The sequence below is a fragment of the Bradyrhizobium sp. genome, from assembly GCF_028868675.1.
Lineage (GTDB): Bacteria > Pseudomonadota > Alphaproteobacteria > Rhizobiales > Xanthobacteraceae > Bradyrhizobium.
Genome location: NZ_JAGWUA010000084.1, coordinates 1 through 19,221, shown reverse-complemented (window position 1 = coordinate 19,221; position 19,221 = coordinate 1). Strand labels below are relative to the sequence as shown.

Here is a 19,221-nt window from a genome sequence, read left to right as displayed (position 1 = left end):
GCGCAGCGAAGCAATCCAGTCTGTCGCCGCGGGACGATTCTGGATTGCTTCGCTGCGCTCGCAATGACGAGTGTGGCGTCGACCCGTGCGTGCACCGTCGGCGGCAATTGAGCCGCGGCTACTCCACGCTGGCGCCGCGGTGCAGGTCGGCCTCGATCTGCAGCCGGCTGCCGCCGCCGAAGCGCGCGCGGTAGACCTGCAGGTTCTCCATGATCCGCTGCACGTAGTTGCGCGTCTCGGAGAACGGGATCAGCTCGACCCAGTCGACCGCGTCGATCCTGGACTCGCGCGGGTCGCCATAGCGCTCGACCCACTTCTTCACGCTACCGCGGCCGGCGTTGTAGGCCGCAAACGTCATGATGTAGGAGCCGCGATAGTCCTCGAGCAGCCCGCCGAGCTCGGCGGACCCGAGTGTGGCATTGTAGGCCGGGTCCCGCTTCAGCCGGGACAGGTCGTAGGTCGCGCCGTGCCGCTTGCAGACGTAGCGCGCCGCGTCCGGCGTCACCTGCATCAGCCCGTAGGCCTGCGCCGGCGACACCACGGAGGGATTGAACGCGCTCTCCTGGCGGGCGATGGCGTAGACGATGCTGCGCTCGACCTCGGGCCCGATCGGCGTGAAGTGCGGGATGCCGTTGACCGGATAGGCGTAGTGATCGAACGGCAGCCCGCGATTGAGCGCGGCCTTGCCGACCAGCAGCATGCCGCGGGCATCGTTGTAGCGCGCCGTGAGCTCGCCGAGCCCGACGAGGGCGTCGGGATCGCCGTTCTCGCCCATGTCGGCGAGGATCGGGATCGCGATCTCGCCTTCATCGAGCTCGTAGAGGAGCTGCACCGCGCGCACCACCTCCAGCCGCTCGACGCCGCGGCCGCGCCCCGAGGGCGCGCCGTTCAGCTCGAGTTGGGGCAGGCCGAGCTTCGCGCGCGCGAGCTGGCCGTAATAGCTGGTCGACTGCTCGGCGGCGCGCGCAAAGGCGGCGCGCGCCTCCTGCTGGCGCCCCATGGCCTCGGCCGCGCGGCCCTGCCAGTAGCCGGCGCGCGCCAGCGTGGTCGGGTTGACGCTGCCGACGCCGATCCGGGCGAAATGCCGGGCGGCGGTCGCGGGATCGTTGAGGAAGCGGAGCGCGATCCAGCCGGCGGTGAACTCCTGCTCGGTCCTGTAGATGTCGCGGGTGGGCAGGGCGGCATCGCGCGCGATCAGATAGGCGGTGCGGAATTCGCTGCCGTCGATCATCTTGCGCGCCAGCAGGCGCCGCTCGATCCACCATTCGTCGAGATTGTAGAGCCGGTTCGGATCCCTGGGCGCCGCCAGCATCAGCTTGGCCGCCTCGTCGAACTTCTCCTCGCGGCGCAGGAGCTGGATCCTGCTGAAGATGAAGCCGGGATCGCCGTGCAGCTCGCGCGGCACCGCCTCGAGCAGCGCCCTGCTGTTGGACGCCTTCCTGTAGGTGGCGATCCGCGCCTTGGCGAGCGCCACATAGCCGGCTCCGAGCCGTCTCGCGGCGCGCATCGCGGCCTCGTGCTCGCTGCCGTAGAGCAGCGTGTCCATCCGCGCCTTGTGATCGCCGGGCGTGATCAGGGCGCCGAACTGGTCGAGCGCGTTGTTCTCGGTCTCCTCCGACATCGGATCGCTGCGCCAGGCTTCGCGTACCAGCCGTTCGGCATTGGCGCGGTCGCCGCGCGCGAGCAGCGCCCTGGCGAGCGAGAAGCGGCCCTTGGCCGACAGCGGGGATTCGTTCTCGAACCACGACCACGCCACGGAATCCTCGCGCCGGTCGTCCCACAAGGCGGCCTCGAGCCGGCGGCGCAGGAAGGTCTGCGAAGGCCAGCTCGGATTGGCGGCGAGGAAGGCGCGGTAGCGCTCCACGCTCGCGCCGTTGTCGTCGCTGCGCAGGATGATCCATTCGGCGAGCTTGCGCGCCACGGGATCGGAGATCGTGGCTTCGACGCCGGTGGCGTCGCCCTGCCTGTGCTTGCGCACGAGCTCGATGACGTTTTCGAGCGCGTCCTTGTCGGCCTGCGAGGTCGAGGAGGTCGCGGCGATCGCGGCGGGGGTGACCGGCCTGCCGGGTGCTGCGTGCTGACGCGGCGCCGGCGCGAGCGGGGCGGCCGGGTTGAGCGTTGCGGTGGCTGCGGGTGCTTCCAGCTTGACCGGCTCTGGCTTCATAAGGCCAGGCTTGACAAGGCCAGCCGGCTCAGGCCTGGCCTTCGGGACCACGTTGCGGGCCACCGGGCGCGGTTTTGGCAAGGGAACCTTCAAGGGGACCTTGGCGGGCGCCCGGGGCGCGGCCCAGCCCCCCGCCGGGACGAGCGCCAGCGCGGCCAAGAGGCTCATGGCGAGGCCCGTGGTTCGCAGCCGGGCACGGACAAAAGAGGTCACGGCGTTACGTCGCCCCGAATCGTTCAAGCGCTGAAGACCTAGCTCTATTTGATTGAATATGCGGACGAAATACCAACAGCCGCTTACCGGCGCCCGGTTTGCACCACCACCGCGGCAAAATCGCGGCCTAAACGGTGGGTGGTGCCGGAAGCGGCCCTTTTACCGGCCCGGTAGACCCGATATGAATGGGACTTGCTTTCAGGCCAGCACGCGTACGGAGGAAGTCCATGGCAGCCAAGACGAAATTCCGGGGGTCGTTCACCGCCTTGGTCACGCCGTTCAAGAACGGCGCGCTCGACGAGGGCGCGTTCCGCTCGCTCGTCAACTGGCAGATCTCCGAGGGCACCCATGGACTGGTCCCGGTCGGCACCACCGGCGAGAGCCCGACGCTCAGCCATGACGAGCACAAGAAGGTCGTCGAATGGTGCATCGACGAGGCCAGGGGCCGCGTGCCGGTGATCGCGGGCGCCGGCTCCAACTCCACGCGCGAGGCCGTCGAACTGGCGCAGCATGCCGAGAAGGCGGGCGCCAATGCCGTGCTGGTGGTGACGCCCTACTACAACAAGCCGACCCAGGAGGGCATGTACCAGCACTTCAAGGCGATCAACGATGCGATCGGAATTCCGATCATCATCTACAACATCCCGCCGCGCTCGGTGATCGACATGTCGGTCGACACCATGAAGCGGCTGTGGGAGCTGAAGAACATCGCGGGGGTGAAGGACGCGACCGCCAGCATGGTGCGGGTGTCGCAGCAGCGCGCGGCGATGGGCGAGGACTTCAACCAGCTCTCCGGCGAGGATGCGACCGTGCTCGGCTACATGGCCCATGGCGGCCATGGCTGCATTTCCGTGACCTCCAACGTCGCGCCGCGGCTGTGCTCGGAATTCCATGCCGCCTGGCAGAAGGGCGACCACGCGACCGCCCTGAAGCTGCACGACAAGCTGATGCCGCTGCACAACAACCTGTTCATCGAGAGCAATCCGGCGCCGATCAAATATGCGATGTCGCTGCTCGGCAAGATGGAGGAACAGCTGCGGCTGCCGATGGTGCCGGTCACCGAGCCGACGCGTATCGCCGTGCGCAGCGCCATGGTTCATGCCGGCCTGATCAACTGAGGCGGCGGGCTTTTCGAGGAAACGCCCATGAGCAACGTCGAGGAGAGCGGCATGAAGATGCTCAAGGAGTTCCGCGAGTTCGCCATGAAGGGCAACGTCGTCGACCTCGCGGTCGGCGTCATCATCGGCGCGGCCTTCGGCGGCATCGTGACGTCGCTGGTCGGCGACATCATCATGCCGATCATCGGCGCGATCACCGGCGGGCTCGACTTCTCGAACTATTTCACGCCGTTGTCGAAGGCGGTCACGGCCGCCAACCTAGCCGATGCGAAAAAGCAGGGCGCGGTGCTGGCCTGGGGCAACTTCCTCACGCTGACGCTGAACTTCCTGATCGTCGCCTTCGTGCTGTTCCTGGTGATCCGCGGGATGAACCAGCTGAAGCGCAAGGAGGAGGCGGCGCCCGCGCCGCCGAAGCCGTCCCGCGAGGTCGAGCTCCTGACCGAGATCCGCGATCTCCTCAAGAAGTCTTGACGCACGCGTTTGATCCAACCTGTTAGCGTCATCGAGCATCCTGCCCGGATAGATTTGCCATGGCCGAAAAGAACGAACGCGCCATCAAGGTCGTGGCGGAAAACCGCAAGGCGCGCTTCAACTATGCCATCGAGGACACGGTCGAGGCGGGCATTGCGCTGACCGGAACCGAGGTCAAGTCGATCCGCAGCGGCAAGAGCACGATCGCGGAATCTTACGCGGATTCGAAGAATGGCGAGATCTGGCTGATCAACGCCAACATTCCCGAATATCTGCAGGCCAACCGCTTCAATCACGAGCCGAAGCGGCCGCGCAAGCTGCTCCTGCATCGCAAGCAGATCAACAAGCTGATCGGCGCGGTCGACCGCGAGGGCATGACGCTGATCCCGCTCAAGCTCTACTTCAACGAGCGCGGCCGCGCCAAGCTGCAGCTCGCCGTCGCCAAGGGCAAGAAGCTGCACGACAAGCGGGAAACCGTGAAGAAGCGGGATTGGGGCCGCGAGAAGGGCCGGCTGATGCGGGCGAGAGGCTGACATGAACCAGAGGAATCTGCTGGACGTCGACTGGAGCAAGATTCCCGCGCCCACCGATGATGGCGGCGCCGCGCATCTGAAGGGCATGGCCGTTCCGCCCGTCAGCCTGCTCGCCACCAACGATACGCAGGTGACGCTGTCGGCCCTGCGCGGCCGCACCGTGGTGTTCGCCTATCCGCGCACCGGCGAGCCCGGCAAGATCGGACTCGTCGACGACTGGGACATGATCCCGGGCGCGCGCGGCTGCACGCCGCAGACCTGCGCCTTCCGCGACCTCTTCGCCGATCTGAGGGCCGCCGGCGCCGCGCAGGTGTTCGGCCTCTCCACCCAGAGCAACGACTACCAGACCGAGATGGCCTCGCGGCTGCATCTGCCGTTTCCGGTGCTTTCCGACGAGAAGCTCGAACTCACGCACGCGCTGAAGCTGCCGACCATGGAGGTCGCCGGGCTGACGCTGATCAGGCGGCTGGCGCTGATCGTCGACGACGCCCGGATCAAGGAGGTGTTCTACCCGGTGTTCCCGCCGGACCGGAACGCCGGCGACGTGCTGGAGTGGTTGAAGCGCAATCCTCGCGGCGCGGCTTGAAGCGTGCCAGACTAATCGAGATCCGCCTTCACCTTCGCGAACACCGTGCGGAACATCTGCGGCGTCAGCACGCCGGTGTTGGTGTTGTAGCGCGAGCAGTGGTAGCTGTCGTAGAGCCTGATCGCTCCGGCCTGATGCACGGCGCCGTGCGCGAAGGGGGCCTGCGAGCCCTTCAGCTTCAACGTCTTCAGCACCGTGTCATGCGCGATCCGTCCCAGCGCCACGATGGCCCGCAGGCGGGGCATCGTTGCGAGCGTGGCGGCGAGGAAGCTGCGGCAGCAATTGATCTCCGCCGGCAACGGCTTGTTCTGCGGCGGCACGCAGCGCACCGCATTGCTAATCCGGCAATCGACCAGCCGCAGGCCGTCGTCGGGCCGGGCCTGATAGGCGCCCTTGGCAAAACCATATTCGAGCAGGGTGGCGTAGAGCAGGTCGCCGGCATAGTCGCCGGTGAACGGGCGGCCGGTGCGGTTGGCGCCCTGCAGCCCCGGCGCGAGGCCGACAATCAGAAGCCTCGCCTTGGCGTCGCCGAAGGAGGGGACGGGCGCATTGAACCATGACGGCTCGCGGAGACGGTTGCCCTCGCGAAACTCCAGGAGGCGCGGGCACAACGGGCAGTCGCGATCGGGCTCGGAGGCTGGGCCTGTCGCGCGGCCCCGGTTCGTCTCAATCGTCGAAGTCGTCATCGCCCCTCGGCGCCACCGTCGTCGCGCGCTGCAGGAATTGCGGCGTGTGATGCCGCGGCTCGCGATCGCGTGGCGCCGGGCGCTCCGACGGATCGCGGCCGAGCTTGGACTGTAGCTCGACCAGGTCGGTGAACACGTCGGCCTGGCGCCGCAGCTCGTCGGCGATCATCGGGGGCTGGCTGGCGATCGTGGAGATGACGGTGACCCGGACGCCGCGCCGTTGCACCGCCTCGACCAGCGAGCGGAAATCGCCGTCGCCGGAGAACAGCACCATCTGGTCGATATGCTCGGCAAGCTCCATGGCGTCGACAGCGAGCTCGATGTCCATGTTGCCCTTGACCTTGCGGCGGCCGCTCGCGTCGATGAACTCCTTGGTCGCCTTGGTCACGACGGTGTAGCCGTTGTAGTCCAGCCAGTCGATCAGGGGACGGATCGAGGAGTACTCCTGGTCCTCGATGATGGCGGTATAATAGAATGCGCGCAGCAGCGTCCCGCGGCCCTGAAACTCCTTCAGCAGTCGCTTGTAATCGATGTCGAAGCCCAGCGTCTTGGCCGTCGCGTAGAGGTTCGCTCCATCGATGAAGAGCGCGATCTTGTTGGTTGGAGAAGATGACATTCAGTTGCTCGCGTGGTGCTCGTGATGATGGTTATGGTTATTGTTGGCGCGGCAGCCGCGCAGTCCTACAGTGCTGCCAAATCCCGTCGAACCGGTAAATCCGGAAAAGCCGAGGCAAAAGAGGTATAGTTATGGCGGCCTTCTGTCCGCCTGGCGCCGTCTTCCCTGGCACCCGTAATCGCCCGATCCCGGCCCTAATGTGGGGGTAGCAGAGCCGTTTGGCGAGGCCAAATCACAAATTGGCCTTGCGAAATCGCCCCGGCCGCTATAACTAGCCCCCATCATCCACATGTTTGATCCCGTCCAGAGCGGAGCGACAGTCCATGGCTCGCGTCACCGTAGAAGATTGCATCGACAAGGTCGACAACCGGTTCGACCTGGTCCTGCTGGCGGCCCACCGCGCCCGCATGATCTCGTCCGGATCACAACTAACGGTTGATCGCGATAACGACAAGAACCCGGTCGTCTCCCTGCGCGAGATTGCCGATCAAACCATCTCGCCGGAGGACCTCCGCGAGGAACTGGTGCACTCCCTGCAGAAGTTCGTCGAGGTCGACGAGCCCGAGCCCGACACCGTGCCCCTGATCGGCTCTGCCGGCGCCAGCGTGGACGCGGACGACACCGAGGTGGCGGTCGAGCGCATGACGGAGGAGGAACTCCTCAAGGGTCTGGAGGGTCTGGCGCCGCCCGAGGAGCAGCCCGAGGAGGACGAATAATCGTTCCGGCCCGTTGCCGAATCTGCCGATCGTATCGAAGGCCCGGACCGCGGTTCGGGCCTTTGCTTTTGTTGACCTTTTCGTGGTTACCATGAGGTCGTCGGGATGCGCCGGCGGACTGCCACCGATTTGATCGGAACGCGGTGCGATCGGCGTTAGGATGTGTGCGGCGGGCATTTCCAGGCCCGTCTCGAGGCGGGAAGGCATGGCGTATCGGCCCTGGAAACATTCGCAGATGCAGGCCGCGACCGAATCGGTCGCGGTGGCCCCGTCTGCGCCCGTTGCGGCGCGGCAAGGCAAGCCGCGGGCGCGCATGATGCGGCAATACGACCTCGTCGAGCGCGTCAGGTCCTACAATCCCAATACCAACGAAGACCTGCTGAACCGCGCCTATGTCTACGCCATGAAGGCGCACGGCTCGCAGACCCGCGCCTCCGGCGACCCCTATTTCTCCCACCCCCTCGAGGTGGCGGCGATCCTGACCGACCTGAAGCTCGACGATGCGACCATCGTCGCCGCGCTGCTCCACGACACCATCGAGGATACCGAGGCGACCCGCGCCGAGATCGACCAGATTTTCGGGCCGGAGATCGGCGCTCTCGTCGAGGGATTGACCAAGCTGAAGCGGCTCGAACTGGTGTCGCGGGAGGCCAAGCAGGCGGAGAACCTGCGCAAGCTGCTGCTTGCGATCGCCGACGACGTGCGCGTGCTCCTGGTCAAGCTCGCCGATCGCCTGCACAACATGCGCACGCTCGAATTCGTGCCGCCGGAATCGCGCCGCCGCATCGCCGAGGAGACGCTGGACATCTACGCGCCGCTGGCGGGGCGCATGGGCATGCAGGAGATGCGCGAGGAGCTGGAGGACCTGTCCTTTCGCACCCTCGATCCCGACGCCTACAACGTGGTGACGCAGCGGCTCGATGCGCTCGCCGAGCGCAACCGCAATTTGATCGGCGAGATCGAGACCCAGCTCTCCAACAATCTTCGCCACAACGGCCTGGGTGCGCGGGTCTATGGCCGCCGCAAGAAGCCGTTCTCGATCTGGACCAAGATGGAGCGCAAATCGGTCGGCTTCGAGCAGCTGTCCGACATCTTCGGTTTCCGCATCGTGGTCAACGACGTCGCGGCCTGCTACCGCGCGCTCGGCATCGTCCACACCACCTGGCCGGTGGTGCCCGGGCGCTTCAAGGACTACATCTCGACGCCCAAACAGAACGACTACCGCTCGATCCACACCACTGTGATCGGCCCCGGCAACCAGCGCGTCGAGCTGCAGATACGCACCGACGAGATGGACCAGATCGCCGAACGCGGCATCGCCGCGCACGTCTTCTACAAGGAGGGCGTCGGCTCGCCCACCGAATATCTCAAGCGCGAGTCCAACGCGTTCGCCTGGCTGCGCCACACCATCGGCATCCTGTCGGAGAGCGCCAATCCCGAGGAATTTCTCGAGCACACCAAGCTCGAGCTGTTCCACGACCAGGTGTTCTGCTTCACCCCGAAGGGCAAGCTGATCGCGCTGCCGCGCCACGCCAACGTGATCGACTTCGCCTATGCGGTACATACCGACGTCGGCAACAGCGCGGTCGGGTGCAAGATCAACGGCCAGTTCGCGCCGCTGTCCTCGGAACTGCAGAACGGCGACGAGGTCGAGGTCTTGACCTCGGAAGCGCAGTCGGCGCCGCCGTCGGCCTGGGAATCGCTCGCGGTGACCGGCAAGGCGCGTGCTGCGATCCGCCGCGCCACCCGCACGGCGGTGCGGGACCAGTATGCCGGGCTCGGCCGGCGCATCGTCGAGCGTCTGTTCGAGCGCGCCAAGATCGAATACGCCGACGACAAGCTGAAGGGGGCGCTGCCGCGGTTGGCGCGCGCCTCCATCGAGGACGTCATGGCGGCGGTCGGGCGCGGCGAGATCAAGGCCTCCGACGTCGCCCGCGCCATGTATCCCGACTACAAGGAGGAGCGGGTCGCGCGCTACGGCGCGAAGAAGGGGCTGGCGGCCAGGATCCGGGAGAAGGTGGTGCCCGACACCGCGCCGCGCAGCCCGTCGGCGATCCCCGTGCGCGGCATCAATTCGGACTTGCCCGTCAAGTTCGCGCCGAACGGCGGCGCCGTGCCGGGCGACCGCATCGTCGGCATCGTCACGCCCGGCGAGGGGATCACGATCTATCCGATCCAGTCGCCGGCCCTGAAGGACTTCGAGGAAGAGCCCGAGCGTTGGCTGGACGTGCGCTGGGACATCGACGAGACCATCCCGCAGCGCTTCCCGGCCCGTATCAAGGTCGAGAACGTCAACGAGCCCGGCGCACTGGCGCAGATCGCCACCGTCATCGCCGAGCACGACGGCAATATCGACAATATCAGCATGCACCGCCGCTCGCCGGACTTCACCGAGACCACCATCGACCTGGAGGTCTACGACCTGAAGCACCTGAGCGCGATCATAGCCCAGTTGCGCGCCAAGAAGGTCGTCGCCCGCGTCGAACGTGTTAATGGATAATTCTCGTCGTTGCCGGGCTTGACCCGGCAACCCATCTCTTCAAGAAGATGGATGCGCGGGTCGAGCCCGCGCATGACGGTCGTGCAACGTCACTGTCGTGAGCCCCGCAATGCCTGCTCCTCCGCTCCGCCTCGGCGTCAATGTCGATCACGTCGCGACCCTGCGCAACGCCAGGGGAGGGCGCAATCCCGATCCGGTGCGCGCCGCGCTCCTGGCGATCGAGGCCGGTGCCGACGGCATCACCGCGCATCTGCGCGAGGACCGCCGTCATATCCGCGACGAGGACATGGCGCGGCTGAAGGCGGAGATCTCGAGGCCGCTCAATTTCGAGATGGCGGCGACGCCGGACATGATGCGCATTTCGCTCGCGACGAAGCCGCACGCGGTGTGCCTGGTGCCGGAGCGCCGCGCCGAGCTGACCACGGAGGGCGGCCTCGACGTCGTCGGCCAGCACAACGCGCTGGCGCCCTTCATCGCCCGGCTCAACGATGCCGGCATCCGGGTGTCGCTGTTCATCGCCGCCGATCCCCGCCAGATCGAGATGGCGGCGAAGCTGCGCGCGCCCGTCATCGAGATCCATACGGGCGCCTGGTGCGATGCCGTGACCGACGGAGATGCCGGCAAGGCCGAGGCCGAATGGCAGCGCATCGTCGCCGGCGCAAAACTCGCGCGCGCCGCAGGACTCGAGGTCCACGCCGGCCATGGGCTGGACTACACGACCGCGGAGACGATTGCGGCCCTGCCCGACATCGTCGAGCTCAACATCGGCTATTACATGATCGGCGAGGCCCTGTTCGTCGGACTGGCGGAGACCGTGCGCAGCATGCGTGCGGCGATGGACCGCGGCCGGAGCCGGGCATGATCATCGGCATCGGCTCGGACCTCATCGACATCACCCGCGTCGCCAAGGTGATCGAGCGCCACGGCGAGCGGTTCCTCGATCGCATCTTCACCGAGGCCGAGCGGGCCAGGGCCGAGCGGAGGGCCAAGAGCGAGAAGATGGTGGTGGCGACCTATGCCAAGCGATTCGCCGCCAAGGAGGCCTGCGCCAAGGCGCTCGGCACCGGAATCCGGCGCGGCGTCTGGTGGCGCGACATGGGGGTGGTCAACCTGCCCGGCGGGCGGCCCACCATGCAATTGACCGGTGGGGCGCTGGCGCGGCTGAAGGCGCTGACGCCCGAAGGGTGCGAGGCCCGCATCGACCTGTCCATCACCGACGACTGGCCGTTGGCGCAGGCTTTCGTCATCATCTCCGCGGTCCCGATCGCGACGTCCTGACGATTCGCGTTCCAATTAAAATAGCTTATATGAATCAATATCTTGCATAATTTTGATGATCCGCTTGATTGCGTGGCCGCCGACAACGGTCTAAGAGTCCGCGGCGTCGGTCTTGGAAGGGTCCATTCGGCTTTGCGCCGGAATTGGCCCTCACCATCAGAATCAGGACAATCTCCTCAGCGCCGCGAGGCGACGGCTACTCGCGGAGTGAGGACGTTCTGCTACCTGTGGGCGGAATTGGGAAAGCGATGAGCGTGACTTCCGGAACAAAACCTGAGAGCGGCCTCGGCGAAACGATCCGCGTCGTCATCCACGCCCTCCTGATCGCGCTGGTGATCCGCACCTTCCTGTTCCAGCCCTTCAACATTCCGTCCGGCTCGATGAAGGCGACGCTGCTGGTCGGCGACTATCTCTTCGTCTCGAAATATTCCTACGGCTACAGCCACTACTCGATCCCGTTCTCGCCGCCGCTGTTCTCCGGCCGCATCTGGGGCTCGGATCCGAACCGCGGCGACATCGTCGTCTTCCGCCTGCCGAAGGACGACACCACCGACTACATCAAGCGCGTGATCGGGCTTCCCGGCGACCGCATCCAGATGCGGGAAGGGCTGCTCTACATCAACGACGTGCCGGTGCAGCGCGAGCGGCTGAGCGACTATATCGGCGAGGATCCCTGCGGCTCGGAGGCCATGGCGCGGGTGAAGCGCTGGAAGGAGACGCTGCCCAACGGCGTTTCCTACGAGACGCTCGACTGCGTCGACAACGGCTTCTACGACAACACCAACGTCTATACCGTGCCGGCCGGCCACTTCTTCATGATGGGCGACAACCGCGACAACTCGACCGACAGCCGCGTGCAGTCGGCGGTCGGCTACGTGCCGTCGGAAAACCTCATCGGCCGCGCGCAGATGATCTTCTTCTCCGTCGCCGAAGGCGAGCACGCCTGGATGTTCTGGCGCTGGCCGGTGGCGGTGCGCTGGGCCCGCCTGTTCAAAATCGTCCGATGAAAGACGAAGCCAAGGACATCGCCGGTCACCCGATCGAGGCCGCAGCGAGCCCTGAAGGCGAGGCGGCCCAAGAGACCCGCGCGAAGAAGAAGCGGGCGAGGGGCGGCAAGGCCAAGGACAGCAAGGTCAAGGACGGCAAGATCAAGGGCGCGACCGCGGCGGTGGAGGCGCGCATCGGCCACGCCTTCGCCGACCCCAACCTGCTGGTTCAGGCGATCACGCACGTCTCGGCGCTGAAGTCGGGACGCAAGCGCGGCGACAGCTATCAGCGGCTGGAATTCCTCGGCGACCACGTGCTCGGGCTCGTCGTCTCCGACATGCTCTATCACGCCTTCCCGAACGCCGATGAGGGCGAACTGTCGAAACGCCTCGCCGAGCTCGTGCGCAAGGAGAGCTGCGCCGACGTCGCCAAGTCGCTCGGGCTGCTCGACGACATCAAGCTCGGCTCGGTCGGCCCCGGCGCCGACGCGCGCCTGCGCAAGTCGGTGCTCGGCGACATCTGCGAGGCGGTGATCGGCGCGATCTTCCTCGACGGCGGCCACGCCGCGGCGGCGGAATTCGTCCGGCGCAACTGGACCGAGCGCATGCACAAGCCGCGCCGGCCGCTGCGCGATCCCAAGACCGTGCTGCAGGAGTGGGCGCAGGGCAAGGGGCTGCCGACACCGGTCTATCGCGAGGTCGCGCGCACCGGTCCGCATCACGACCCGCAGTTCCGCGTCGCCGTCGACCTGCCGGGACTGGAATCGGCCGAAGGCGTCGGCGGCAGCAAGCGCGCGGCGGAGAAGGTCGCGGCCTCCGTCATGATCGAACGCGAAGGCGTCGGCGGCGGCAATGACGGCTGAGGCGAGCGCTCCCGCGCAGGCCGCCACGCGCTGCGGCTTCGTGGCGCTGATCGGCGCCCCCAATGTCGGCAAGTCGACGCTGGTCAACGCGCTGGTCGGCGCCAAGGTCACGATCGTCTCGCGCAAGGTGCAGACCACGCGCGCGCTGATCCGCGGCATCGTCATCGAGAACGGCGCGCAGATCATCCTGGTCGACACGCCCGGCATCTTCTCGCCGAAGCGCCGGCTCGATCGCGCCATGGTGTCGACCGCCTGGAGCGGCGCGCATGACGCCGATCTGGTCTGCGTGCTGCTCGACGCCAAGGCCGGGCTGGACGAGGAGGCCGCGGCGATACTGGACAAGGTCGCGAGCGTCGGCCACGAGAAGATACTGGTGCTCAACAAGGTCGACCTGGTCCCGCGCGAGAAACTGCTGGCTCTGGCCAAGGCCGCGAACGATCGCATCGGCTTCGCGAAAACCTTCATGATCTCGGCGCTGTCGGGCGACGGCGTCGACGATCTCCGCCGGACGCTGTCCGAGATGGTGCCGCCCGGGCCGTTCCTCTATCCCGAGGACCAGATGTCGGATGCGCCGATGCGCCAGCTCGCGGCCGAGATCACCCGTGAGAAGATCTATCGGAAGCTGCACCAGGAGCTGCCCTACCAGTCCACGGTCGAGACCGACAAATGGGAGGAGCGCAAGGATACCTCCGTCCGCATCGAGCAGACGATCTTCGTCGAGCGGGAAAGCCAGCGCAAGATCGTGCTTGGCAAGGGCGGCGCCACCATCAAGTCGATCGGCGCGGATTCGCGCCGCGAGCTTGCGGAGATCCTCGGCGTGCCGGTGCATCTCTTCCTGTTCGTCAAGGTGCGCGAGAACTGGGGCGACGATCCCGACCGCTATCGCGAGATGGGGTTGGAGTTTCCCAGGGAATGAACGAGACATGATCGGTTTGCGATGAACCTGCCCGGCAACGTCCTGCGCTTCGAAGTGCTGCTCTACGCATCGCTGATGCTGGACGCCCTGTCGGTCGCCTTCGCCGATCGCGCGCCCGGTCCCGACATGCCCGCACAGATGATCGCGATATCGACCTTGCTGGCGGGCGGAATGATCCTGTTGCTGCTCTACTTCGTCCGGCTGGCCGCGCGGCAGCGCAAGAACTGGCCGCGCTGGGTGCTGGCCGCAGCGCTCGTGCTCTCGGTGATCTCGCTGGTGCAGGTCATCGGTGCGAAGGGCGTGGAACTGGACAGCGGCATCGAGATCGTGTCCTGCGTGCTGACCGGGATGGGTCTCTATTTCTCCTTCACCGGCGACGCACAGGGCTGGTTCAACGCGTAGCTCTCGTGTCCTGGGAGCGCCGCGTTGCATCCGGGGCACGAGTGCGTGCGGGCGGCGCTGGAATCCTGTAGATTCGATCGCATGGAATGGACCGACGAGGGCATCGTGCTGGGGGTCCGGCGGCATGGCGAGAGCAGCGCCATCGTCGAGCTCCTGACGCGCGAGCATGGCCGGCATCTGGGCCTGGTGCGCGGCGGCGCCGGCTCGCGGATGCGGCCCTTGCTGCAGCCGGGCAACAGCGTCCGCGCGGTGTGGCGGGCGCGGCTGGACGAGCATCTCGGCACCTATGCGATCGAAGGCCTGCGGCTGCGCGCGGCCGCGCTGCTGGCCTCCTCGCACGGCGTCTATGGCGTCACGCATCTCGCCTCGCTCGCCCGCCTGTTGCCGGAGCGCGATCCGCATGAGGATATCTCTGCGCTGCTCGAACAGGCGCTGGAGGATTTCGACGACATCGGCAGGGCCGCGGCGCACCTCGTGCATTTCGAACTCGCCATGCTTGCCGAGCTCGGCTTCGGGCTGGATCTGGAGCATTGCGCGGCGACCGGCGAGACGAGCGAGCTGATCTACGTCTCGCCAAAATCCGGCGGCGCGGTGTCGCGCAGCGCGGGCGAGCCGTGGCGCGACCGGCTGCTGCCGCTGCCGCCGTTCCTGCGGCAGCGCGACGAGGGCGGTGGCTGGACCGATCAGGACCTGCAGGACGGCTTCCGGCTCACCGGCTGGTTCCTGCTGCGTCATGTGCTGGAGCCGCGCGGGCAAGGGCACTCCGACGCGCGGGCCGGCTTCATCAACGCGCTGGCAAGGTACCGGGACCGGCACAGTTCCGTGTCCTGATGCCCTGATTCGCGCCTTGCCCGATTCGGCTCGACGGTTTAACCCGGCGCCATGGGTAAGAGACTGATTCCGCCGGAGCCGGCCGAGATTCACGAGGTGCCGCTGCGGGAGGCGCTTGAAGAGCGTTATCTCGCCTATGCGCTGTCCACCATCATGCACCGCGCGCTGCCGGATGCGCGCGACGGGCTGAAGCCGGTGCACCGGCGCATCCTCTACGGCATGCGGCTGCTGCGGCTCGACCCGGGCTCGGCGTTCAAGAAGTCGGCCAAGATCGTCGGCGACGTGATGGGCTCGTTCCATCCGCACGGCGACCAGGCGATCTACGACGCCATGGTGCGCCTCGCGCAGGATTTCTCCTCGCGCTACCCGCTGGTCGACGGCCAGGGCAACTTCGGCAACATCGACGGCGATAACCCCGCCGCCTACCGCTACACCGAAGCGCGGATGACCGACGTCGCGCGGCTGCTGCTCGACGGCATCGACGAGGACGGCGTCGAATTCCGCGCCAATTACGACGGTCAATCCAGGGAGCCGGTCGTTCTGCCCGGCGGCTTCCCGAACCTGCTTGCCAACGGCGCGCAGGGCATCGCGGTCGGCATGGCCACCTCGATCCCGCCGCACAACGCCGCTGAGCTCTGCGACGCCGCGCTGCACCTGATCGAGAAGCCCGACGCGAAATCCAGGTCGCTGCTGAAATGGGTCAAGGGCCCCGATTTCCCGACCGGCGGCATCATCGTCGATTCCAAGCAGGCGATCGCGGAAGCCTACACCACCGGCCGCGGCTCGTTCCGCGTCCGCTCCAGATGGGAGCAGGAGGAGGGCGCGCGCGGCACCTGGGTGGTCGTCATCACCGAGATTCCCTGGCTGGTGCAGAAATCGCGCCTGATCGAGAAGATCGCCGAGCTCCAGGATCAGAAGAAGCTGCCGCTGGTCGGCGACGTCAGGGACGAGTCGGCCGAAGACGTCCGGATCGTGATCGAGCCGAAGTCGCGCAACGTCGATCCCGCCCTGATGATGGAATCGCTGTTCCGCCTGACCGAGCTCGAAAGCAAGATTCCGCTGAACCTGAACGTGCTGGTGAAGGGCCGCATTCCCAAGGTGGTGGGCCTCGCCGAAGCCTTGCGCGAGTGGCTCGATCATCTGCGCGACGTGCTGGTGCGCCGGACCAACTACCGCAAGGGCCAGATCGAGAACCGGCTCGAGGTGCTCGGCGGCTTCCTGATCGCCTATCTGAACATCGACAGGGTGATCAAGATCATCCGCACGGAGGACGAGCCGAAGCCGGCGCTGATCAAGGCGTTCAAGCTCACGGACATGCAGGCCGAGGCCATCCTCAACATGCGGCTGCGCTCCTTGCGCAAGCTCGAGGAAATGGAGATCCGCACCGAGGACAAGAACCTCCGCAACGAGCTGAAGGGCGTCAACGCGATCCTCGGTTCCGAAGCCGAGCAGTGGAAGAAGGTCGGCGAGCAGGTTGGCAAGGTCCGCGACATGTTCGGGCCGAAGACGCCGCTCGGCAAGCGCCGCACCACCTTTGCGGACGCGCCCGAGCACGATCTCGCCGCGATCGAGGAGGCCTTCGTCGAACGCGAGCCGGTCACGGTCGTCGTCTCCGACAAGGGCTGGATCCGCACCATGAAGGGCCATGTCGAGGATCTTTCGGGGCTTGCCTTCAAGCAGGACGACAAGCTCGGCTTTGCCTTCTTCGCCGAGACGACGTCGAAGCTGCTGCTGTTCGCGACAAACGGGAAATTCTACTCGCTCGACGTCGCAAAGCTCCCGGGCGGCCGCGGTCATGGCGAGCCGATCCGCATGTTCATCGACATGGAGCAGGAGGCCGCGCCCGTCGCGCTGTTCGTCAACAAGGGCGGCCGCAAGTTCCTGGTGGCAAGCCACGAAGGTCAGGGCTTCCTCGTCAATGAGGACGATTGCGTCGGCACCACCCGCAAGGGCAAGCAGGTCCTCAACGTCGAGATGCCGAACGAGGCGCACGCGATCGCGGAAGTGCTCGGCGACACCGTCGCCGTCATCGGCGAGAACCGCAAGATGCTGGTCTTCCCGCTCGACCAGGTGCCGGAGATGGCGCGCGGCCGCGGCGTGCGGCTGCAAAAATATCGCGACGGTGGCCTGTCCGACATCGCGGTGTTCGACGCCAAGGCGGGCCTGACCTGGAAGGACTCCGCCGGCCGCGAGTTCAGCGCCACGATGAAGGAACTCGCCGAATGGCAGGGCACCCGCGCCGACGCCGGCCGACTGCCGCCGAAGGGGTTCCCGAAGTCGAATAAGTTCGGACGTACGATCGCGTAGCGCTGCACGCTCCGCCTGCCCGGGGGACACGCTGGCGGTTGTATCGTCCGAGGGGCGGGCTCCTCTTCAGCCCCTTCCGCAGTCGCAACCTGAGCGGCTATGATGGCGTACGGGAGGGCAGGCATGAACCCGCGCAGATCGATTCGGGTTTCCGGCGGCACCGTTGCGGGATTTTGGTTCCGCCGCCGCACTCTGGTCGCCGCGATAGCCGCATTGTTGCTCCTGCCAGTCGAGACAGGCCACGCCGGCTGGCTCTCGGATGTATTCAAGCGGACGACGAAGCAGGGCGTCTCGCCGAAGCATGCCGGCCGGCCCGGACGAACCGCCAAGGTGAAGCCCGCCGTCAAGCCGGCCCATCAGGCGACGCGACTCGCCGCCCTGGGACCGATGGCACTGGGGCCTGTCGGCTCGAAACCTGCCGCAGGCAAATGCAATCCCGCAACCTTCCGCATCGTTCTGGACGTGGGGCATACCGCCCAATCGGAAGGCGCGATCAGCGCCCGCAACGTCGCCGAGTTCGCCTACAATCTGCGCCTTGCGCGAGGGATCGAGGAGAAGCTGAAGGCCGCCGGCTTTGCCGAGACCAGGCTGCTCCTGACCGAAGGCAAGGCGAGGGCGAGCCTCGTCAGGCGTGTCGCCAGCGCCAACAACGCGAACGCCGATCTCTTCCTGTCGATCCATCATGACTCCGTGCCCGACAAGCTGCTCGAGGACTGGGAGTTCGAGGGCAAGAAGAGCCATTTCAGCGACCGCTTCAGCGGCTATTCCGTCTTCGTCTCCCGCAGCAATCCGGACTTCAGGACGAGCCTCGCCTTCGCCGAACTGGTCGGCAAGGAAATGAAGGCCCAGGGCCTCGACTATGCAAAGCAGTATACCCTGCCCATCATGGGCCGGTACCGGCATCCGCTGCTGAACGAGGAAACCGGTGTCTACAGCTACGATGAGCTCGTCGTGCTGAGAAAGACCCGGATGCCCGCCGTGCTGCTGGAGGCGGGGTCCATCATCAACCGGGACGAAGAGCTCAAGATGGATTCGCTCGAGCGGCGAAACATCATCAGCAGCGGCGTCGCAGCTGCCGTCAGGACGTTCTGCGAGCCGCGATGGGCCCTGCTCGGTCCGCTGTGACGGACCGGCACGTCAGCCCTTCGCCCGCGCCTTGATCGCGTCGAATTCGGACAGCGCGCGCTCGAACTTGTCGTCGAACAGCCACATTGCGTCGAGGATTTCGCGCAGTGTCGCCGACGTCCTGGCCCTGTCGACCCGTCCAAAGGCGAAGATGCTGTTGTTGCGCAGGTATTTCATGATGGTCGGGTCGGAAATCCGATAGGTGAGCAGGTTGCCGGACCTGAGCGCGGCCTTGGTCGGCGCGGGAACGATTTGGATGAGCTCGAAGAATTTCATCTGATCGATCCGGTCGGGCAGCGCCTTCACGATCGCCGGTATCTGCCGGAAGATGTCCGCGTGGGCGTTCATCAGGCCGTCGCGCACCGCGGTCCAGTGGTTGTACCGGTGGTCTCCATTGCCGGCCCGCGCCTCCTCCCTGTCGTCGCGCAGGGCGAGCGCGGGATCGAGGGCCGCGATCGACGGCTTGATAGCCGCCCATTTCGTCCGGCCGTCGCGATCCTCGGAGGGGCCGGTCTGGAAGCTTCCCTTGTATTTGTTGGAGCGTCCATTGCCGACATTCTGGTTGCCGTTCGTTTCGGCAAAAAACATTCCGAGGCCGATGCGGCCTGCCGCGTCGGCATGCGTCGCGTCGAGGCCCTTGGCGCGCGCAATGGCGGTTGCGAGATCGACGACATCCCTGAACGGCGTGTCCGATTTCTGCGCATAGGCGGGCGGCGCCTCCATGACGTCGAAGAGCTTTCGGTACTCGTCGAGCAGCGGCTCGTTGTCGGCGTCGAAATAGGCCGGCGGGATCTTGAACTTGTTGGGCCGCCCGATCCTGGACGGCTCGGCGTCGGTGAGGTCCTTGTAGGCGCTCATCATGTGGACGCGCGCCAGATAGAGCGCCTGGCCCGGCAGATTCGGCAACGGC

At 66.3% G+C, this 19,221-nt stretch carries 19 protein-coding genes; 15 read left to right on the top strand and 4 right to left on the bottom strand.

Going from position 1 to position 19,221, the window contains the following annotated elements:
* Positions 1-118: 118 nt before the first annotated feature.
* Positions 119-2,332, bottom strand: coding sequence for a transglycosylase SLT domain-containing protein (locus tag KGM94_RS13055; protein WP_300259399.1), 2,214 nt, complete (start codon positions 2,330-2,332; stop codon positions 119-121).
* 272 nt (positions 2,333-2,604) lie between these two features.
* Between KGM94_RS13055 and dapA the strand changes: the two genes are divergently transcribed.
* The 4 genes from dapA to KGM94_RS13035 are packed head-to-tail and all read left to right on the top strand — an operon-like array spanning position 2,605 to position 5,085.
* Positions 2,605-3,495, top strand: a complete 891-nt coding sequence (gene dapA / locus KGM94_RS13050; protein ID WP_300259395.1) for a 4-hydroxy-tetrahydrodipicolinate synthase — start codon at positions 2,605-2,607, stop codon at positions 3,493-3,495.
* Positions 3,496-3,552: 57 nt separating this feature from the next.
* Complete coding sequence (gene mscL, locus KGM94_RS13045; RefSeq protein ID WP_300259397.1) at positions 3,553-3,966, top strand: large conductance mechanosensitive channel protein MscL; 414 nt, start codon at positions 3,553-3,555, stop codon at positions 3,964-3,966.
* A 59-nt stretch (positions 3,967-4,025) separates the two neighbouring features.
* Positions 4,026-4,499 (top strand): SsrA-binding protein SmpB, encoded by a 474-nt coding sequence (smpB, locus tag KGM94_RS13040; RefSeq protein ID WP_300259393.1) that lies wholly within the window; start codon positions 4,026-4,028, stop codon positions 4,497-4,499.
* 1 nt (position 4,500) lies between these two features.
* Positions 4,501-5,085, top strand: a complete 585-nt coding sequence (locus tag KGM94_RS13035) for a peroxiredoxin (RefSeq protein WP_300259391.1) — start codon at positions 4,501-4,503, stop codon at positions 5,083-5,085.
* Positions 5,086-5,096: 11 nt separating this feature from the next.
* Here the strand turns inward: KGM94_RS13035 and KGM94_RS13030 are convergent, their stop codons facing one another.
* Entirely contained in the window at positions 5,097-5,771 is a 675-nt protein-coding gene (locus KGM94_RS13030; RefSeq protein WP_300259389.1) for a uracil-DNA glycosylase, read from the bottom strand.
* Positions 5,752-6,387: an NYN domain-containing protein gene (locus KGM94_RS13025; RefSeq protein WP_300259387.1), complete on the bottom strand. Its 636-nt coding sequence runs from the start codon at positions 6,385-6,387 to the stop codon at positions 5,752-5,754. The genes KGM94_RS13030 and KGM94_RS13025 overlap by 20 nt, the downstream gene beginning before the upstream one ends.
* A gap of 323 nt (positions 6,388-6,710) precedes the next feature.
* Here KGM94_RS13025 and rpoZ point away from each other — a divergent pair, with 323 nt between their 5' ends.
* The 11 genes from rpoZ to KGM94_RS12970 all read left to right on the top strand — a co-directional run bounded on the left by rpoZ (position 6,711) and on the right by KGM94_RS12970 (position 18,311).
* The gene (gene rpoZ, locus KGM94_RS13020) at positions 6,711-7,103 is read left to right on the top strand and encodes a DNA-directed RNA polymerase subunit omega (RefSeq protein WP_027522935.1); all 393 of its coding nucleotides are present in this window, start codon (positions 6,711-6,713) and stop codon (positions 7,101-7,103) included.
* A 205-nt stretch (positions 7,104-7,308) separates the two neighbouring features.
* Entirely contained in the window at positions 7,309-9,603 is a 2,295-nt protein-coding gene (locus KGM94_RS13015) for a bifunctional (p)ppGpp synthetase/guanosine-3',5'-bis(diphosphate) 3'-pyrophosphohydrolase (protein WP_300259382.1), read from the top strand.
* Positions 9,604-9,712: 109 nt separating this feature from the next.
* Positions 9,713-10,465: a pyridoxine 5'-phosphate synthase gene (locus KGM94_RS13010; protein ID WP_300259380.1), complete on the top strand. Its 753-nt coding sequence runs from the start codon at positions 9,713-9,715 to the stop codon at positions 10,463-10,465.
* A complete protein-coding gene (gene acpS / locus KGM94_RS13005; RefSeq protein WP_300259378.1) occupies positions 10,462-10,881 on the top strand; it encodes a holo-ACP synthase in 420 nt (139 codons plus the stop codon). The genes KGM94_RS13010 and acpS overlap by 4 nt, the downstream gene beginning before the upstream one ends.
* A 248-nt stretch (positions 10,882-11,129) precedes the next feature.
* A complete protein-coding gene (lepB, locus tag KGM94_RS13000; RefSeq protein ID WP_300259376.1) occupies positions 11,130-11,888 on the top strand; it encodes a signal peptidase I in 759 nt (252 codons plus the stop codon).
* On the top strand, positions 11,885-12,730 hold the full coding sequence (gene rnc, locus KGM94_RS12995; RefSeq protein WP_300259374.1) for a ribonuclease III: 846 nt from the start codon (positions 11,885-11,887) through the stop codon (positions 12,728-12,730). The genes lepB and rnc overlap by 4 nt, the downstream gene beginning before the upstream one ends.
* The gene (era, locus tag KGM94_RS12990) at positions 12,720-13,646 is read left to right on the top strand and encodes a GTPase Era (protein WP_300259372.1); all 927 of its coding nucleotides are present in this window, start codon (positions 12,720-12,722) and stop codon (positions 13,644-13,646) included. The genes rnc and era overlap by 11 nt, the downstream gene beginning before the upstream one ends.
* Before the next feature lie 21 nt (positions 13,647-13,667).
* Positions 13,668-14,048 carry a hypothetical protein gene (locus tag KGM94_RS12985; protein WP_300259370.1) on the top strand — a complete coding sequence of 127 codons (381 nt, stop codon included), beginning with the start codon at positions 13,668-13,670 and terminating at the stop codon, positions 14,046-14,048.
* An 81-nt stretch (positions 14,049-14,129) separates the two neighbouring features.
* A complete protein-coding gene (recO, locus tag KGM94_RS12980) occupies positions 14,130-14,879 on the top strand; it encodes a DNA repair protein RecO (RefSeq protein WP_300259368.1) in 750 nt (249 codons plus the stop codon).
* Between the two features lie 51 nt (positions 14,880-14,930).
* Positions 14,931-17,186 (top strand): DNA topoisomerase IV subunit A, encoded by a 2,256-nt coding sequence (gene parC / locus KGM94_RS12975; protein WP_300259366.1) that lies wholly within the window; start codon positions 14,931-14,933, stop codon positions 17,184-17,186.
* A gap of 123 nt (positions 17,187-17,309) precedes the next feature.
* Entirely contained in the window at positions 17,310-18,311 is a 1,002-nt protein-coding gene (locus tag KGM94_RS12970; RefSeq protein WP_300259364.1) for an N-acetylmuramoyl-L-alanine amidase, read from the top strand.
* 12 nt (positions 18,312-18,323) lie between these two features.
* On the opposite strand, the gene KGM94_RS12965 is transcribed toward KGM94_RS12970, so the two are convergent.
* On the bottom strand, positions 18,324-19,221 hold an 898-nt coding region (locus KGM94_RS12965), incomplete at its 5' end, for a hypothetical protein (protein ID WP_300259362.1).

Bases quoted from the DNA above. Each gene is read 5' to 3' on its own strand.
- KGM94_RS13055 (WP_300259399.1), bottom strand. From the start codon at position 2,332: ATGAGCCTCTTGGCCGCGCTGGCGCTCGTCCCGGCGGGGGGCTGGGCC.
- dapA (WP_300259395.1), top strand. From the start codon at position 2,605: ATGGCAGCCAAGACGAAATTCCGGGGGTCGTTCACCGCCTTGGTCACG.
- mscL (WP_300259397.1), top strand. From the start codon at position 3,553: ATGCTCAAGGAGTTCCGCGAGTTCGCCATGAAGGGCAACGTCGTCGAC.
- smpB (WP_300259393.1), top strand. From the start codon at position 4,026: ATGGCCGAAAAGAACGAACGCGCCATCAAGGTCGTGGCGGAAAACCGC.
- KGM94_RS13035 (WP_300259391.1), top strand. From the start codon at position 4,501: ATGAACCAGAGGAATCTGCTGGACGTCGACTGGAGCAAGATTCCCGCG.
- KGM94_RS13030 (WP_300259389.1), bottom strand. From the start codon at position 5,771: ATGACGACTTCGACGATTGAGACGAACCGGGGCCGCGCGACAGGCCCA.
- KGM94_RS13025 (WP_300259387.1), bottom strand. From the start codon at position 6,387: ATGTCATCTTCTCCAACCAACAAGATCGCGCTCTTCATCGATGGAGCG.
- rpoZ (WP_027522935.1), top strand. From the start codon at position 6,711: ATGGCTCGCGTCACCGTAGAAGATTGCATCGACAAGGTCGACAACCGG.
- KGM94_RS13015 (WP_300259382.1), top strand. From the start codon at position 7,309: ATGGCGTATCGGCCCTGGAAACATTCGCAGATGCAGGCCGCGACCGAA.
- KGM94_RS13010 (WP_300259380.1), top strand. From the start codon at position 9,713: ATGCCTGCTCCTCCGCTCCGCCTCGGCGTCAATGTCGATCACGTCGCG.
- acpS (WP_300259378.1), top strand. From the start codon at position 10,462: ATGATCATCGGCATCGGCTCGGACCTCATCGACATCACCCGCGTCGCC.
- lepB (WP_300259376.1), top strand. From the start codon at position 11,130: ATGAGCGTGACTTCCGGAACAAAACCTGAGAGCGGCCTCGGCGAAACG.
- rnc (WP_300259374.1), top strand. From the start codon at position 11,885: ATGAAAGACGAAGCCAAGGACATCGCCGGTCACCCGATCGAGGCCGCA.
- era (WP_300259372.1), top strand. From the start codon at position 12,720: ATGACGGCTGAGGCGAGCGCTCCCGCGCAGGCCGCCACGCGCTGCGGC.
- KGM94_RS12985 (WP_300259370.1), top strand. From the start codon at position 13,668: ATGAACCTGCCCGGCAACGTCCTGCGCTTCGAAGTGCTGCTCTACGCA.
- recO (WP_300259368.1), top strand. From the start codon at position 14,130: ATGGAATGGACCGACGAGGGCATCGTGCTGGGGGTCCGGCGGCATGGC.
- parC (WP_300259366.1), top strand. From the start codon at position 14,931: ATGGGTAAGAGACTGATTCCGCCGGAGCCGGCCGAGATTCACGAGGTG.
- KGM94_RS12970 (WP_300259364.1), top strand. From the start codon at position 17,310: ATGAACCCGCGCAGATCGATTCGGGTTTCCGGCGGCACCGTTGCGGGA.